Below are 15,171 nucleotides of genomic sequence, written 5' to 3'. Positions count from 1 at the left end.
CCATGAACCCAGGCCTGCAATTCCCCTCATGCGCTGCGTAGAGTCGCCGTCGAGGCGCACCAACGCGAAGCTGCCGAGCAAGCCTTGCACAGATTTGAGGCTTTGCCAGAAACCCCCCGGCAGAAACAAAAACACCAGCCCGAAGGCTGGTGTTCTGATTAACGCGGCAGTACCGGTTGGCGGGCGGGCTTTTTCTTGCCCTTACCGCCCTTGGCGGCTTCCTTGCGCTCCTTGGCCGCCTGCTGATTACGGGCAAACGCCGCAGCCTTGGCCTGTTCACGCTTGTCCCACGGATTGGAACCGTCACTGCCACGTGGCGGCAGGCCAATGTGCTGGGTAAGAATCTTCTGATCCTTGGCCACTTTGTGGCTGCCCGCAGGCGTGGAGTTCTTGCGCCGCGCACTCTGGTAGCTGTCGGTGGCCGGTTGATGCAGCGGGATCAGTTGGTGCTTGCCTGGGCCGATCAAGTCGGCGCGGCCCATACGTTCCAGGGCTTCACGCAGCATCGGCCAGCCTTTCGGGTCGTGATAACGCAGGAAGGCCTTGTGCAAACGGCGCTGCTGCTCACTCTTGACGATGGTGACCGGGTCGCTCTTGTACGTGACCTTGCGCAACGGGTTCTTGCCCGAATGGTACATGGCCGTGGCCGAAGCCATTGGCGACGGGTAGAACGCCTGAACCTGGTCGGCACGGAAGCCGTTGCCCTTGAGCCACAAGGCCAGGTTCATCATGTCTTCATCGGTGGTGCCCGGGTGCGCGGCAATGAAGTACGGGATCAGGTACTGCTCTTTGCCGGCCTCTTTGGAGTACTTCTCGAACATGCGCTTGAAGCGGTCGTAGCTACCGATACCCGGCTTCATCATCTGATTCAGCGGGCCTTCTTCGGTGTGCTCCGGGGCGATCTTCAGGTAACCACCGACGTGGTGGGTTACCAGTTCCTTGACGTACTCAGGTGACTCTACTGCCAGGTCATAGCGCAGACCCGAAGCGATGAGGATCTTCTTCACCCCTGGCAAGGCACGGGCGCTGCGGTACAACTTGATCAGCGAAGAGTGATCGGTGTTCAGGTTCGGGCAAATGCCTGGGAACACGCACGATGGCTTACGGCACGCCGATTCGATCTCGGGGCTCTTGCAAGCGATGCGGTACATGTTCGCGGTCGGGCCGCCGAGGTCGGAAATCACCCCGGTGAAACCTGGCACCTTGTCGCGGATCTCTTCGATTTCACGAATGATCGAATCATGGGAGCGGTTCTGGATGATCCGTCCTTCGTGCTCGGTGATCGAGCAGAAGGTACAGCCGCCGAAGCAGCCACGCATGATGTTCACCGAGAAGCGGATCATGTCGTAGGCCGGGATTTTCTCCTTGCCGTACGCTGGGTGCGGGATGCGCGCATAGGGCATGCCGAACACGTAGTCCATTTCTTCGGTGGTCATCGGGATGGGTGGCGGGTTGAACCACACGTCCACTTCGCCATGCTTCTGCACCAGCGCACGGGCGTTGCCCGGGTTGGTTTCCAGGTGCAGCACGCGGTTGGCGTGAGCGTAAAGCACTGGGTCGTTACGGACCTTCTCGAACGATGGCAGGCGGATGACCGTCTTGTCACGGGTCATGCGCGGGCTGTCGAGGATCTGCACCACCTTGGCTTCGTTCGGGTCTTCGACCTCGCCCTTTTCCTGCTCGATGGCGCAGGCCTGGGTGTCCTGAGTATTGACGTACGGGTTGATTATCTTGTCGACCTTGCCCGGACGGTCAATACGGGTGGAATCCACCTCATACCAGCCTTGCGGCGTGTCACGACGAATAAAGGCCGAACCGCGAATGTCGGTGATGTCTTCGATTTTTTCACCGGCAGACAGGCGCTGGGCGACGTCGACGATGGCCCGCTCGGCGTTGCCGTACAGCAGGATATCGGCGCAGGCGTCGATCAGGATCGAATGACGGACCTTGTCTTGCCAGTAGTCGTAGTGAGCAATACGGCGCAGCGACGCCTCAATGCCACCCAATACGATCGGCACATGCTTGTAGGCTTCTTTGCAGCGCTGGCTGTAGACCAGGCTGGCGCGATCAGGGCGCTTACCGGCCAAGCCGCCTGGAGTGTAGGCGTCATCGGAACGGATCTTCTTGTCGGCGGTGTAGCGGTTGATCATCGAGTCCATGTTGCCGGCGGCGACGCCAAAGAACAGGTTCGGCTCGCCGAGCTTCATGAAATCGTCTTTGGACTGCCAGTTCGGCTGGGCGATGATGCCCACGCGAAAGCCCTGGGCTTCCAGCAAACGGCCGATGATCGCCATGCCGAACGATGGGTGGTCGACGTAGGCATCGCCGGTCACGATGATGATGTCGCAGGAATCCCAGCCGAGCTGATCCATCTCCTCCCTGCTCATTGGCAGGAAAGGCGCTGGCCCGAAGCATTCGGCCCAGTACTTGGGATAGTCGAAAAGTGGTTTGGCTGCTTGCATGTCAGTGACCGGTAGCTAATCGATGGAAAATCGCGGGCGCGGAATATAGCACAAAAAATGACCAATTCCGACGTTAAAGGTCGGAATAAGCAGAATTGCCTTATTCGTCGTCGTCGAAGTTGTAACTACCCGGCGCAAGGTTCTCAAAGCGCGTGTACTTACCAATGAAGGCCAGGCGGATAAAGCCGATGGGGCCGTTCCGCTGCTTGCCGATGATGATCTCGGCAATGCCTTTGTGCTCGGTTTCCGGGTGGTAAACCTCGTCACGGTAAACGAACATGATCACGTCGGCGTCCTGCTCGATCGCACCCGATTCACGCAAGTCGGAGTTCACCGGGCGCTTGTTGGGCCGCTGTTCGAGGGAGCGGTTGAGCTGTGAGAGCGCCACTACCGGGCAGTTGAACTCTTTGGCCAGGGCTTTGAGCGAGCGGGAGATTTCAGAAATCTCGTTGGTACGGTTGTCGCCGCTGGAGCCCGGAATCTGCATCAACTGCAGGTAGTCGATCATGATCAGGCCGATGTCGCCGTGCTCACGCACCAGACGGCGAGTACGGGCTCGCATTTCCGATGGGCTGATACCGGCGGTATCGTCGATGAACAGCTTACGGTCATTGAGCAGGTTGACCGCCGAAGTCAGGCGCGGCCAGTCGTCATCTTCCAGCTGACCAGAACGCACCTTGGTCTGATCGATACGGCCCAGGGACGACAGCATACGCATGATCAGCGATTCACCTGGCATCTCCAGGGAGTACACCAGAACGGCCTTGTCGCTGCGCAACACGGCGTTCTCCACCAGGTTCATGGCGAAGGTGGTTTTACCCATGGACGGACGACCGGCGACGATGATCAAGTCGGCCGGTTGCAAGCCGCTGGTCTTCTCGTCGAGGTCGGTATAGCCGGTGGACAGGCCGGTGATCGCATCGGCAGTGTTGAACAGCGTATCGATACGGTCGATGGCTTTGGTCAGCAGCTCGTTCACGCCCACCGGGCCGCCGGTCTTGGGCCGCGCTTCGGCGATCTGGAAGATCTGCCGTTCGGCTTCATCCAGGATCTCTTCGGCGTTACGCCCCTGGGGGTTGAACGCGCTGTCGGCAATGTCGGTACTGATGCTGATCAGTTGGCGCAAGGTCGCCCGCTCGCGAATGATCGCAGCATAGGCCTTGATGTTGGCCACCGACGGGGTGTTTTTAGCTAGCTCACCCAGATAGGCGAGGCCACCCACTTGCGAACTCAGGCCTTCTTTGTCCAGCTGCTCGTGCAGCGTTACTACGTCGAACGGGGCGTTCTGATCGGCGAGCTTGTAGATGGCGCGGAAAATCAGGCGGTGGTCATGGCGATAGAAGTCACCGTCGGAGACTTGATCCAGCACTCGCTCCCAGGCGCCGTTATCCAGCATCAGGCCACCGAGTACAGCCTGTTCGGCCTCGATGGAATGCGGCGGCACCTTCAGGGCAGCGGTTTGCAGATCGTATTGCTCGGGGGTGGAGATCTCGTTCATGGTCACGCAGAAATCAGGGTGATGAAAAAGACAAAGGGCACGACCTGCAAAGCAGGATCGTGCCCGATGTTAACCGGCTGACACCGAAGGTGCCAGTCGATCAGTACAGCTTAGGCTGCGACAACAACCACACGTACGGTGGCTTCAACGTCGCTGTGCAGGTGCACAGCTACGTCGTATTCGCCAACCTGACGGATGGTGCCGTTCGGCAGACGAACTTCAGCTTTAGCCACTTCAACGCCAGAGGCGGTCAGGGCGTCAGCGATGTCGTGGGTGCCGATCGAACCGAACAGCTTGCCTTCGTCACCAGCGGTGGCAGTGATGGTCACTTCCAGCTCAGCCAGTTGGGCAGCGCGAGTTTCGGCCGAAGCTTTTTTCTCTGCAGCGATTTTTTCCAGCTCAGCACGACGCTCTTCGAACGCAGCCAGGTTGGCAGCGGTAGCAGCGGTAGCTTTGCCGAATGGCAGCAGGTAGTTACGGCCGTAACCGGCTTTAACATTTACCTTGTCGCCCAGGTTGCCCAGGTTGGCGACTTTTTCCAGCAGGATCAGTTCCATTTGGTAATAACCTCTTAACTTTTAACCTTCACCGTTCGCGGAATCGTTATCGGCACCTTTTGGGGGCGCCTTGCGACCGCGAAAATCAATCAGGCTGTCGACAATGGCCAGAACCACGAGCAACGGATAAGTCAGCTGCATAAACAGCAGCAGTGTCACGTACATCCCGACCAACCAGAACTTGCCCAGTCGGCCTTGCGCCACCAGCCCATGCATCAGGGCAAGCCCTGCAAACATCAGCGGAACGCTGGACAGCGGCGTTAACATCGCCAGTTCAGGACCGAAATTCGGCCCGACCAGCATAAGCACCACCAGTACCAGCGTTGGCACCAGAGGAAGCCTGACCGCTTGAAACTCGCGACCGAAACCTCCCGGGTTATACAGAACTGCTTGCCAGTAACGCCCCAACATCAGGGCCAGCACACTGACGGCTTGCAACAACGCCGCTATGAGGCCGTTGAGCACTGGTACTATCAGGCTTCCCAGGCGGGCCTGCTCCTCTACCGATAACTGTTGGTAGAGACCGTCGAGCATCTGCGGCAGGGCTTTTTCAAGCGCTCCAGCCAGAGCTTCAATCGGTTCGCGGAACACCGAACCCAGGATGACGCCATACACCAGGCCCATGCCGATGCTGAACAACAGCACCCGGTTCCAGGACTGCCCGGCGCGCAACAGCGCAGCCAGCCCCAGCGTCCCCAGCAACACCATCAAGGTGCGCGGCTCGCCGAAGAACCACCAGGCCAACGCCGGCAATAATGCCCAGGCGAGGACTCCGGAGGCGTCCTTGAAACCGCGCCGCAGGAACACCAGGCTCCCGGCGGCGGCACTCAACCAGAACAACAGCGGCAATGCCGCACAACCCACCACCACCAGGGTGGCTTGCACACGACCACGCATGATGAAATCAGCCAAGGCGCGCATGCATTCTATCCTTTGCTACTTGTCGAAAACCCGGTCTCAGCGGCCGTGGCTGTCGGTGTAGGGCAGCAGGGCCAGGAAGCGGGCGCGCTTGATAGCGGTAGCCAGCTGACGCTGATAACGAGCTTTGGTACCGGTGATACGGCTTGGAACGATCTTGCCGGTTTCGGATACGTAAGCTTTCAGAGTGTTGAGATCTTTGTAATCGATCTCTTTCACGTCTTCAGCAGTGAAGCGGCAGAATTTACGACGACGGAAGAAACGTGCCATGTAATAGGCTCCTCAAAAGGTCCGTGGATTACTCGTCAGCGTTATCGCTGTTGTCGCTGTCATTGCTGTCGTCGCCTTCGGCGCTGTCAGCATGCTCAGGACGATCGCGACGCTCACGGCGCTCACTGCGGTTCTCTTCAGCCTTGAGCATCTCGGACTGGCCGGTAACGGCTTCGTCGCGACGGATGACCAGGTTACGGATCACGGCATCGTTGTAGCGGAAGTTGTCTTCCAGCTCGGCTAGGGCCTTGCCGGTGCACTCAACGTTCAGCATCACGTAGTGAGCTTTGTGAACATTGTTGATTGCGTAGGCCAGTTGACGACGGCCCCAATCTTCCAGACGGTGGATTTTGCCGCCGTCTTCTTCGATCAGCTTGGTGTAACGCTCAACCATGCCGCCGACTTGCTCGCTCTGGTCAGGGTGGACCAGAAAGATGATTTCGTAATGACGCATGAATGCTCCTTACGGGTTGTAGTCTGCCACCAGAGCGGTCAGACAAGGAGTGAATGACACTGTATGTCTTGCCTTGCGTGAAGGCGCGTTGGCGCCTGCCTACAGGGCAAGGGGCGCAATTGTAGAGAAGCACCGGGGGACAAGCAAGGGAATTGGTGAATTATTGAGCAGCTAAAATGTATCGCGGGGCAAGCCCGCTCCTACCGGCCAGGTAGGAGCGGGCTTGCCCCGCGATAGGCTCAACCCTGCGCTTTGGCGTTACGCTGACGAACTGCCTCGAACAGGCAAATACCCGTCGCCACCGACACGTTCAGGCTGCTGACACTACCGGCCATCGGCAGTTTCACCAGGAAATCGCAATGCTCGCGGGTCAGGCGACGCATGCCTTTGCCCTCGGCACCCATGATCAGGATGGTTGGCCCGGTCAGGTCTTGCTGATACAACTCCTGCTCAGCCTCGCCTGCCGTGCCGACAATCCACAGGCCGCGCTGCTGAAGCTTTTCCAGCGTGCGAGCCAGGTTGGTCACCGCCACCAGCGGGATCACCTCGGCAGCACCACAGGCAACCTTACGCACCGCCGGGGTCAGGGTGGCCGACTTGTCCTTGGGCACGATCACAGCCAAGGCGCCAGCAGCATCGGCGGTACGCAGGCAGGCACCGAGGTTGTGCGGGTCGGTGACGCCGTCGAGCACCAGAATCAGCGGCGCACCTTCGGTACGGTCGAGCAGCTCTTCGAGCATCGCCTCGCCCCAGACCTGACTAGGGCTGACCTCCGCCACGACGCCCTGGTGCACACCCTCGACCCAGGCGTCCATCTCGCGACGTTCGGCCTGACCGACCGACACACGGTTCTGCCCGGCCAGCTCGACAATCACCTGCACGCGCGGGTCGCTACGCCCCTCCGACAACCAGATCTGCTTGACCCGCTTGGGATGGTGACGCAACAGGGCTTCTACGGCGTGAACACCGTAGATTTTTTCCAACTGACTCATGACTTGGCCTTGGGTTTACGTGATCCAGAGCCTGCTTTTGGCGGCCCTTTACGATGCTTGCTCGGTTTCTCCGACGACTTGCCGCCTTTGGACGCCGGCTTGCTACTGGCGTGTTTGGCTTCAGACATCAGCGCCTTCTTCAGTTCCCGACTTTTGCGTACTTCGGCGTTTTTCGCCGCCGCATGTGATGGGAAGTAAGCTTCGGCGGTTTCGTTCTTCTTGCTCCGGCGTGCCGGCTCGGCCTTGGTAACTTCAGCCTTGTCGAGGACCGGAACCGCTTTGCCGTCTTGCGGGCGCACGCCTTCAGCGCGCGGCTTGCGGCCAATCGGCGCCTTGAGCGTGTTTTCAGCCATTTCGAAGTCGATCTTGCGCTGCTCCAGATCAACCCGCATGACCCGCACTTCAACCGTGTCGCCCAGACGGAAGCTACGACCGGTGCGCTCTCCGGCAAGACGATGATGCACGGGGTCGAAGTGGTAGTAATCACCCGGCAAGGCGCTGACATGCACCATGCCTTCGACGTAGATATCGGTCAGCTCGACGAACAGGCCGAAACCAGTCACTGCGGTGATCACACCCGGGAAGCTCTCGCCGACACGGTCTTTCATGTACTCGCACTTGAGCCAGTTGACTACGTCGCGGGTGGCTTCGTCGGCACGCCGCTCGCTCATCGAGCATTGTTCGCCGAGCTGTTCCAGCGTTGGCTCGTCGTACGGGTAGATGCGCGCTTTAGGGATGCTCATGGCGCCCGCGCGTTTGACGTGCGGGGTTTCCTGACGCGAACGGATCACGCTGCGGATGGCGCGATGGGTCAACAAGTCCGGGTAACGACGGATTGGCGAGGTGAAGTGCGTGTACGCCTCGTAGTTCAAACCGAAGTGACCGTTGTTGTCGGCGCTGTAGACCGCCTGGCTCAGGGAGCGCAGCATCACCGTCTGAATCAAGTGGAAGTCCGGGCGGTCGGCGATGTTCGCCAACAGCGCCTGGTAATCCTTCGGCGACGGGCCATCTTTGCCCTTGTGCAGCGACAGCCCCAGCTCACCGAGGAAGGCACGCAGCTTTTCCAGGCGCTCCGGTGGCGGGCCGTCGTGAACCCGGTACAGCGCCGGAATCTCGTGTTTCTTGAGGAATTCGGCGGTGGCCACGTTGGCCGCCAGCATGCACTCTTCGATCAACTTGTGCGCGTCGTTGCGCACCGTTGGCCGAATTTCGGCGATTTTGCGCTCGGCACCGAAGATGATGCGGGTTTCCTGGGTTTCGAAGTCGATCGCACCACGGGTGTGACGGGCCGCCAACAGCACTTTGTACAGGGCATAGAGCTGCTTGAGATCCGGCAGCACTTCGCTGTACTGCTCGCGCAAGGCTTTGCCCTCGCGGGTACGGGCGTGTTCGAGCATGCTGCTGACCTTGTTGTAGGTCAGGCGCGCATGAGAGTGAATCACCGCTTCGTAGAACTGGTAATCGACCATCTGCCCGGTTTTGTTGATGGTCATTTCGCAGACCATCGCCAAACGATCAACGTGCGGATTCAGCGAGCACAAACCGTTCGACAGTTCTTCAGGCAGCATCGGGATGACGCGCTCTGGGAAGTACACCGAGTTGCCACGCACCTGAGCTTCGGCATCCAGGGCAGACCCCAGACGCACGTAACTGGAAACGTCGGCAATCGCCACGTACAGACGCCAGCCGCCGGAGAACAGGCGCAGCTTGCCCAGGCTCTCGCAGTAGACCGCATCGTCGAAGTCGCGGGCATCTTCGCCGTCGATGGTGACGAACGGCAGATGACGCAGGTCGATGCGGTGCTCTTTGTCTTTTTCTTCGACTTCCGGTTTGAGCTTACGCGCTTCCTTGATCACGGCCTCTGGCCAGACGTGAGGAATGTCGTAGCTGCGCAGCGCCACGTCGATTTCCATGCCCGGCGCCATGTAGTTGCCGATCACTTCGGTGACATCGCCCTGCGGCTGGAAGCGCGGGGTCGGCCAGTGGGTGATTTTCACCTCGACGAACTGACCGACTTTGGCACCACCGTTGCGGCCTGGGGTGACCAGCACTTCCTGCTGGACCTTGGGGTTATCCGGGGTGACGAAGCCAATACCGCCTTCTTCGAAATAGCGACCGACGATGCTCTCGTGGGCACGGGAAATCACTTCGACGATCACGCCTTCGCGACGGCCACGGCGATCAAAACCCGAAACACGGGCCAGCGCACGGTCGCCATCGAAGACCAGACGCATCTGCGCCGGGCTCAGGAACAGGTCATCACTGCCGTCGTCCGGGACCAGAAAGCCGAAGCCATCGCGATGCCCGGCAATGCGGCCGAGGATCAGGTCCAGCTTGTCTACCGGGGCATACGTGCCGCGCCGGGTATAGATCAGCTGACCGTCGCGCTCCATTGCCCGCAAGCGGCGGCGCAAGGCTTCGATCTGGTCTTCGGTGGTCAGGCCAAACTCTTCGACCAGTTGCTCACGCGCTGCCGGCGAGCCGCGCTCATCCAGGCGCTGCAGAATCAGCTCACGGCTAGGAATAGGGTTTTCGTATTTTTCCGCTTCACGAGCGGCCTCGGGATCGAGGGACTGCCAATCGGCCATTAGGAGGGGTTCACCTTGTCTATATAAGGGTTAGTTTGGCATAGGCGTATTGAAACCGGAAATTTCAGGCTTGGACAGCCCTCTCAGCGCGCCCACAACGCTGCTGGAACCGCGCTCAGAAACAACGGCTTGAATTTTTTAAGTTTTTTTCTGAGCGGGGCTTTACAGCCCTCAGGCTCATCCGTATAGTGCGCACCACAGCGACGGACACCGTCGTTATAGTTGAGTTGAAACCTGATGTGAAGCATCATGTGGCCTCAGCGAAATGCCCAGATGGTGAAATTGGTAGACACGCCAGCTTCAGGTGCTGGTGACCTTACGGTCGTGGAAGTTCGAGTCTTCTTCTGGGCACCAATTTCAAATCTTAGATGTGTTTAGCACTTCTGAGATTTACTGCAAGACGCTACACTGCTTTTGTTACACGCAACACCGCTTCATTTTGCCCAGATGGTGAAATTGGTAGACACGCCAGCTTCAGGTGCTGGTGACCTTACGGTCGTGGAAGTTCGAGTCTTCTTCTGGGCACCAATTCAGATCAAACCCGCGAAAGCGGGTTTTTTCGTTTCTGCCCCCTGTAGGAGCGGGCTTGCCCCGCGAAGCGATGTTACTGGCACACCGCAATCGCGGGGCAAGCCCGCTCCCACAGGTAATGCAATACAGTTGCCCCCACAAGAAGCTCCCCCACCAGCAGTATCGCCTCGCGCAATCCGATAGCCTGCTCATGAAATTCCTCTCATGCAGGCAATTGAGAAGCCATATCGTTTATCATTGTTTCCAGATATGTAGCCGCAAGCGAGGAAGTACCCGCATGACGTTCCGCAATGCCCCCCTATTGCGCGGCCTGGCCGTTTCTCTGTTAACCCTGATACTTGGCGCTCCCGCCGCCATGGCTGCCGACCCGGTAACGCTGACCCTGTACAACGGCCAGCACAAGGAAATCGGTGACGCTATTGCCAAGGCCTACGAGGCCAAGACCGGCATCCACATCAATATCCGCAAAGGCAGCAGCAACCAGCTGGCCAGCCAGATCATTGAAGAGGGCGACCGCTCGCCTGCCGACGTTATTTACACCGAAGAATCACCACCACTGAATAACCTAGGTGAGCTGGGCCTGCTGGCCAAGATCGACGATTCGACCCTGCAAGTTCTACCTAAAGAATTCGTAGCCACCAATGGCACCTGGATGGGCGTCACTGCGCGCACCCGCGTGGTTGCCTTCAACCCGAAAGTGATCGACGAAAAAGACTTGCCGCCTTCGGTCATGGACTTTGCCAACCCTGAGTGGGAAGGCAAAGTGGGCTTCGTGCCAACCAGTGGTGCATTTCAGGAGCAGGCCGTCGCGATTCTCAAGATGCACGGGCGTGACGCCGCCGAAGAATGGCTGACCGGCCTCAAAGCCTTCGGCAAGACCTACACCAACAACATGGTTGCGCTCAAAGCTGTGGAAAACGGTGAAGTGGCGGCGGTACTGGTGAACAACTATTACTGGTATGCCCTGAAAAAAGAACGCGGCCAACTGGACTCGAAGCTCTACTACCTGGCTGACGGCGATGTCGGCGGTTTGATGACCATCTCCGGCGCCGCTGCGGTGAAGGCCAGCAAACATCCGAAGGAAGCCCAAGCGCTGCTGGCCTGGATGGCCAGCGAAGAAGGCCAGCGCGTGATCACTCAGACCACCGCCGAGTACCCCTTGCACAAAGGCATGGTGTCGGACCAAGGCCTGAAGCCTTTCGAAGACTTGCGCCCACCGAAAATCACCCCGGCCGACCTGGGTAATGCCGAAGAAGCCCTGGAGCTTGAACGCGAAGTTGGCTTGCTCTGATGACCGCTGCCGTCCCCGCACCTGCGCAGACCAGCCGCTACATACCTAAGCGCAAGCGACCTTCTATTTGGGTCGTATTGCCGGTAGTGCTACTGGTCGGCCTGAGCCTACTGCCACTGCTCTATGTAGCCCTGAAAGCCTGGGAGGCCGGCTGGCGCGAGGCCCTGCACCTGCTCTGGCGCCCGTTCGTCTGGGGTTTGATGCGCAACACGCTGATGCTCATGGCCGGTGTAACCCTGGCGTGTATGGCGCTCGGGGTATCGCTGGCCTGGCTGCTGGAACGCAGCGACCTTCCAGGTAGACGCGTGTGGGGTGTGATCCTATGCCTGCCCTTCGCGGTTCCGGCCTTCGTCAGCGGCTTCACTTGGGTCTCCCTGAGCCCGCGCTTTGAAGGGCTGGGCGGCGCCATTTTGGTAATGGCCCTGTCCAAATACCCGCTGGTGTTCCTGCCCGTGGCGGCGACCCTGCGAAACCTCGACACCTCGCTGGAGGAATCGGCGCGTACCTTGGGGCAAAATCGTTGGGGTGTGTTCTTCAAGATCACCCTGCCGCTGCTATGGCCGTCGATTCTTGGCGGCAGCCTGCTGATCGCTTTGCACATGCTGGTGGAGTTTGGCGCCCTGTCGATTCTCGGCCTGCAGACCTTTACCACGGCGATCTACCAACAGTTCGAACTGGAATTCAGCAACGCCAATGCCGCGATGCTGTCGGCGGTCTTGCTGTTCATGTGCCTGCTGATGCTCTGGCTTGAACTGCGTGTGCGCGGTAACGCCCGTCATGTGCGGATCGGCCAGGGTGTAGCACGACGCGGTGCACCGATTCGCCTGCGCGCCTGGATGCCGGTCGGTCAGTTGTACTGCCTGGCTCTGGCAGTGCTCGGCAGCGGTATTCCGCTGGGCATGCTCGGTTACTGGTTGAGCGTCGGCTCGTCTGCAGCCTTCCCAGTGGCCGATATCAGCCGTGCGCTGTTCTCGTCCTTGTCACTGTCGTTGGGTGGCGCTGCGTTGAGCCTGCTGCTGGCGTTGCCAGTAAGCTTTCTGGTGGTGCGCTACAAAGGACAGCTGGCAATCTGGGCCGAGCGCCTGCCGTACTTGCTGCACGCCCTGCCCGGCTTGGTGATTGCCCTGACCCTGGTGTACTTCGCGCTGCACTATGTGCCGGTGCTGTACCAGACCACCGGCCTGTTACTGCTGGCCTATGCGCTGCTGTTCTTGCCTTTGGCGCAGGCGCCAGTGCGCACAGCCCTGCACAAGGCTGCACCACAGCTTGAAGAGGCAGCCCGCACCCTGGGGGCAACGCAGTTCACGGCATTCTGCCGAGTGACCCTGCCGATCATCTTCCCGGCGCTGGCGGCGGCGTTTGCCCTGGTGTTTCTGGATGCCATGAAAGAGCTGACCGCGACCTTGCTCCTCAGCCCGACCGGCATGACAACACTGGCCACCGAGGTTTGGGCGCATACCGCGAATGTCGAGTTTGCGGCTGCAGCGCCTTATGCGGCGCTGCTGATTCTGGTGTCGGGGTTGCCGGTGTATTTGCTGACGACGCGGATGTATCTGAATCGGGCTTGAGAAAACACCGCGGGGCAAGCCCGCTCCTACAGGGTGTTGTGCGCCTGTGGGAGCGGGCTTGCCCCGCGATAGCTTTCAGGCACGGAACTGCCCCAGGCTCGCCTTGAGCTGCGCCGCCAGGTCATCCAGCACCTTGCTACTGGCCGTCGTCTGCATCACCACCTCTGCGGCACGCTCGGCCTGGGCATGAATGGTCTGCACCCGCCCCCGCACGGCCTGAGCACCCTGGGCTTGCTGCTCGGCTGCACGTGTCGCCAGACCAATGGCGGCATGCACTTGCTCAACCGAGGCCTGCACCGTTTGCTGCAAGCGCGCATTGTCGCGCAGCACCAGCAACCCTTCACTGGCCTGACGGCCAGCCTGGCTGATCGCTGCCACCGCTTCTTTGGCGCCTTGCTGCAGCGCGCCGATGTGCGCTTGAATGTCGCCGGTTGAACTCTGGGTCTTGCTCGCCAGGGCCCGAACCTCATCAGCCACCACCGCGAAGCCTCGCCCGGTTTCACCCGCACGCGCTGCCTCAATCGCGGCGTTGAGCGCCAGCAGGTTGGTCTGCTCGGCAATGCCGTGAATCACCGTCAGTACCACTTCAATCTGCTCGCTTTGCTGGGCCAACCGCTCAATGACTTTCGAGCCGGTCTCAACCTGTCCGGCCAGGTCTTCGATCAGCTTGGCCACCTGGGTCGAAGTGCGACTGTTTTCATCGGTGGCCTGACGGATGTCCACCACCTGCTGCAAGGCCGACTGCATGGCCTGACTCTCGGCCTGCGCCTCATCCGCCATGGTCGACAGGTCGCGCAGGCTGGCCGCCACTTCATCGCGCTGCAGCTCAGCGGCAGCGTCTGCCCCGGCATTGCGCTGGGCCATGACACCGATTTCAACACCGGTACGCTGAGCCACTTCACCCGCCTCGCGGACGATAGGTTGTAGCTTGTCGACAAACTGGTTAACCGCGGCAGCCATGTCGCCGATTTCGTCGCGGCTGTCGATGCTGACGCGCTTGGTCAGATCCCCCTCACCCGCCGCCAGATCGTTCAGCGCTGCAATCAGCAGGCGCAGCTTGTTTACCACTCGCCGCCCCAGCACCACTGCCACCACCAGCAACACGCCAAGGCCAACCAAGGCCAGGCCAACGCCGATATTCCAACGCAGGGTTGCCGCAGCATCCTGGACACTTTGCGAAGTGTTGGCCTGCATACCGGCAGCGCTGGTTTGTGCTGCCTCCAGGCGTGCGCGCAAGGCTTTATTGCTGTCTGCCGCCGCCCCTACCAGGCTTTCGCCGACCAATTGGTCACCACTGGCGATCAGCGCCGAGAAGCGCTTGTCGAGGGCAACCAGCTCGGCATCCACCGCCGCCGTCGAGACCCCCATCAACACCTTGCCGATTTCCACCCCATTAGGGTTGATCGACGCTTCAACGAAGTACACCGACGGATCGTTGCGTGCAGCATCCAGCACCTTGTCCAGCGCCCGCTCCCCCTGGCCCTTTTCCAACAAGGCCTGGTTGATCGGGTTTTGCCGGTTCAGGTAGCGGGTCAGATGCTGGCCCTGTGCATCGTCATAGACAACGAACAGCACATTGGGATTACGCTGAGCGCGGCGAGAAAACTCGGACAAGGTGGGCACATCGTTGTCCCACATGGCCCGCGGAGCAACCGAGGCCAGCAGCTCAGCCATGTCGTTGGCCGAGTCTTTGAGGTTTTTCTCCAGGGTCGCCCGCAACTGAGCCTGCTCACTTTGCAGGCGAGTCGAGAGGCCAGCAGTAAGACGCTGACGGGTACTGGCGGAAAGGCTATCCAGCCCGGCGCTGACCTCCTGCCCTGCTTGTTCAAGTTCAGCGGACAGTTTCTGGCTGTCAGCCCCCAAACGTTTGCCCAAATCAGCCTCAAGTGTGGTGACCGTGCTCCGGGTCAGCGCGACGGCGACCAGCACTTGCACCAAAAGAGCGATACCAAGGGCAACAAACACAGGCCGCAGCAGGCGGCTTCGTAACAGTGAGAGAACGGCAGACACGTAAGAACCCTCTACTACTGGGGCCATTAAAA

General features: G+C 59.9%; 11 protein-coding genes and 2 tRNA genes. 4 read left to right on the top strand and 9 right to left on the bottom strand.

Features of this window, described 5'->3' with window-relative positions; genetic code table 11:
• Nucleotides 1-158: 158 nt before the first annotated feature.
• The 8 genes from E1573_RS05960 to rnr form a co-directional block, all read right to left on the bottom strand.
• Complete coding sequence (locus E1573_RS05960; protein ID WP_133211578.1) at nt 159-2,462, bottom strand: YgiQ family radical SAM protein; 2,304 nt, start codon at nt 2,460-2,462, stop codon at nt 159-161.
• Nucleotides 2,463-2,562: 100 nt separating this feature from the next.
• Nucleotides 2,563-3,960, bottom strand: a complete 1,398-nt coding sequence (gene dnaB / locus E1573_RS05955; RefSeq protein ID WP_133211576.1) for a replicative DNA helicase — start codon at nt 3,958-3,960, stop codon at nt 2,563-2,565.
• 110 nt (nt 3,961-4,070) lie between these two features.
• Nucleotides 4,071-4,517 carry a 50S ribosomal protein L9 gene (gene rplI / locus E1573_RS05950; RefSeq protein WP_133211574.1) on the bottom strand — a complete coding sequence of 149 codons (447 nt, stop codon included), beginning with the start codon at nt 4,515-4,517 and terminating at the stop codon, nt 4,071-4,073.
• Between the two features lie 21 nt (nt 4,518-4,538).
• The gene (locus tag E1573_RS05945; RefSeq protein ID WP_133211572.1) at nt 4,539-5,438 is read right to left on the bottom strand and encodes a hypothetical protein; all 900 of its coding nucleotides are present in this window, start codon (nt 5,436-5,438) and stop codon (nt 4,539-4,541) included.
• Between the two features lie 36 nt (nt 5,439-5,474).
• The gene (gene rpsR / locus E1573_RS05940) at nt 5,475-5,705 is read right to left on the bottom strand and encodes a 30S ribosomal protein S18 (RefSeq protein ID WP_009403887.1); all 231 of its coding nucleotides are present in this window, start codon (nt 5,703-5,705) and stop codon (nt 5,475-5,477) included.
• Between the two features lie 28 nt (nt 5,706-5,733).
• On the bottom strand, nt 5,734-6,159 hold the full coding sequence (gene rpsF / locus E1573_RS05935) for a 30S ribosomal protein S6 (protein ID WP_009403888.1): 426 nt from the start codon (nt 6,157-6,159) through the stop codon (nt 5,734-5,736).
• A 239-nt stretch (nt 6,160-6,398) separates the two neighbouring features.
• A complete protein-coding gene (gene rlmB, locus E1573_RS05930) occupies nt 6,399-7,151 on the bottom strand; it encodes a 23S rRNA (guanosine(2251)-2'-O)-methyltransferase RlmB (RefSeq protein WP_133211570.1) in 753 nt (250 codons plus the stop codon).
• Nucleotides 7,148-9,739 (bottom strand): ribonuclease R, encoded by a 2,592-nt coding sequence (rnr, locus tag E1573_RS05925; protein WP_133211568.1) that lies wholly within the window; start codon nt 9,737-9,739, stop codon nt 7,148-7,150. Before rnr ends, rlmB begins: the two co-directional genes overlap by 4 nt.
• Before the next feature lie 267 nt (nt 9,740-10,006).
• On the opposite strand from rnr, the gene E1573_RS05920 reads away from it, so the two are divergent.
• The 4 genes from E1573_RS05920 (at nt 10,007) to E1573_RS05905 (ending at nt 13,129) form a co-directional block, all read left to right on the top strand.
• A tRNA-Leu gene (locus tag E1573_RS05920) sits at nt 10,007-10,093 on the top strand.
• Between the two features lie 87 nt (nt 10,094-10,180).
• Nucleotides 10,181-10,267, top strand: a tRNA-Leu gene (locus tag E1573_RS05915).
• A 280-nt stretch (nt 10,268-10,547) separates the two neighbouring features.
• The gene (locus E1573_RS05910; RefSeq protein ID WP_133211566.1) at nt 10,548-11,561 is read left to right on the top strand and encodes an extracellular solute-binding protein; all 1,014 of its coding nucleotides are present in this window, start codon (nt 10,548-10,550) and stop codon (nt 11,559-11,561) included.
• Nucleotides 11,561-13,129, top strand: coding sequence for an iron ABC transporter permease (locus tag E1573_RS05905; RefSeq protein ID WP_133211564.1), 1,569 nt, complete (start codon nt 11,561-11,563; stop codon nt 13,127-13,129). Before E1573_RS05910 ends, E1573_RS05905 begins: the two co-directional genes overlap by 1 nt.
• A gap of 75 nt (nt 13,130-13,204) precedes the next feature.
• Here the strand turns inward: E1573_RS05905 and E1573_RS05900 are convergent, their stop codons facing one another.
• The gene (locus E1573_RS05900; RefSeq protein WP_133211562.1) at nt 13,205-15,139 is read right to left on the bottom strand and encodes a methyl-accepting chemotaxis protein; all 1,935 of its coding nucleotides are present in this window, start codon (nt 15,137-15,139) and stop codon (nt 13,205-13,207) included.
• Nucleotides 15,140-15,171 lie beyond the last annotated feature (32 nt).

This window comes from Pseudomonas sp. H9 (assembly GCF_004353925.1).
In the GTDB taxonomy this organism is placed as follows: Bacteria; Pseudomonadota; Gammaproteobacteria; order Pseudomonadales; family Pseudomonadaceae; genus Aquipseudomonas.
The sequence above is the reverse complement of the archived record's forward strand: the minus strand, read 5'-3'. Positions and strand labels throughout refer to the sequence as shown.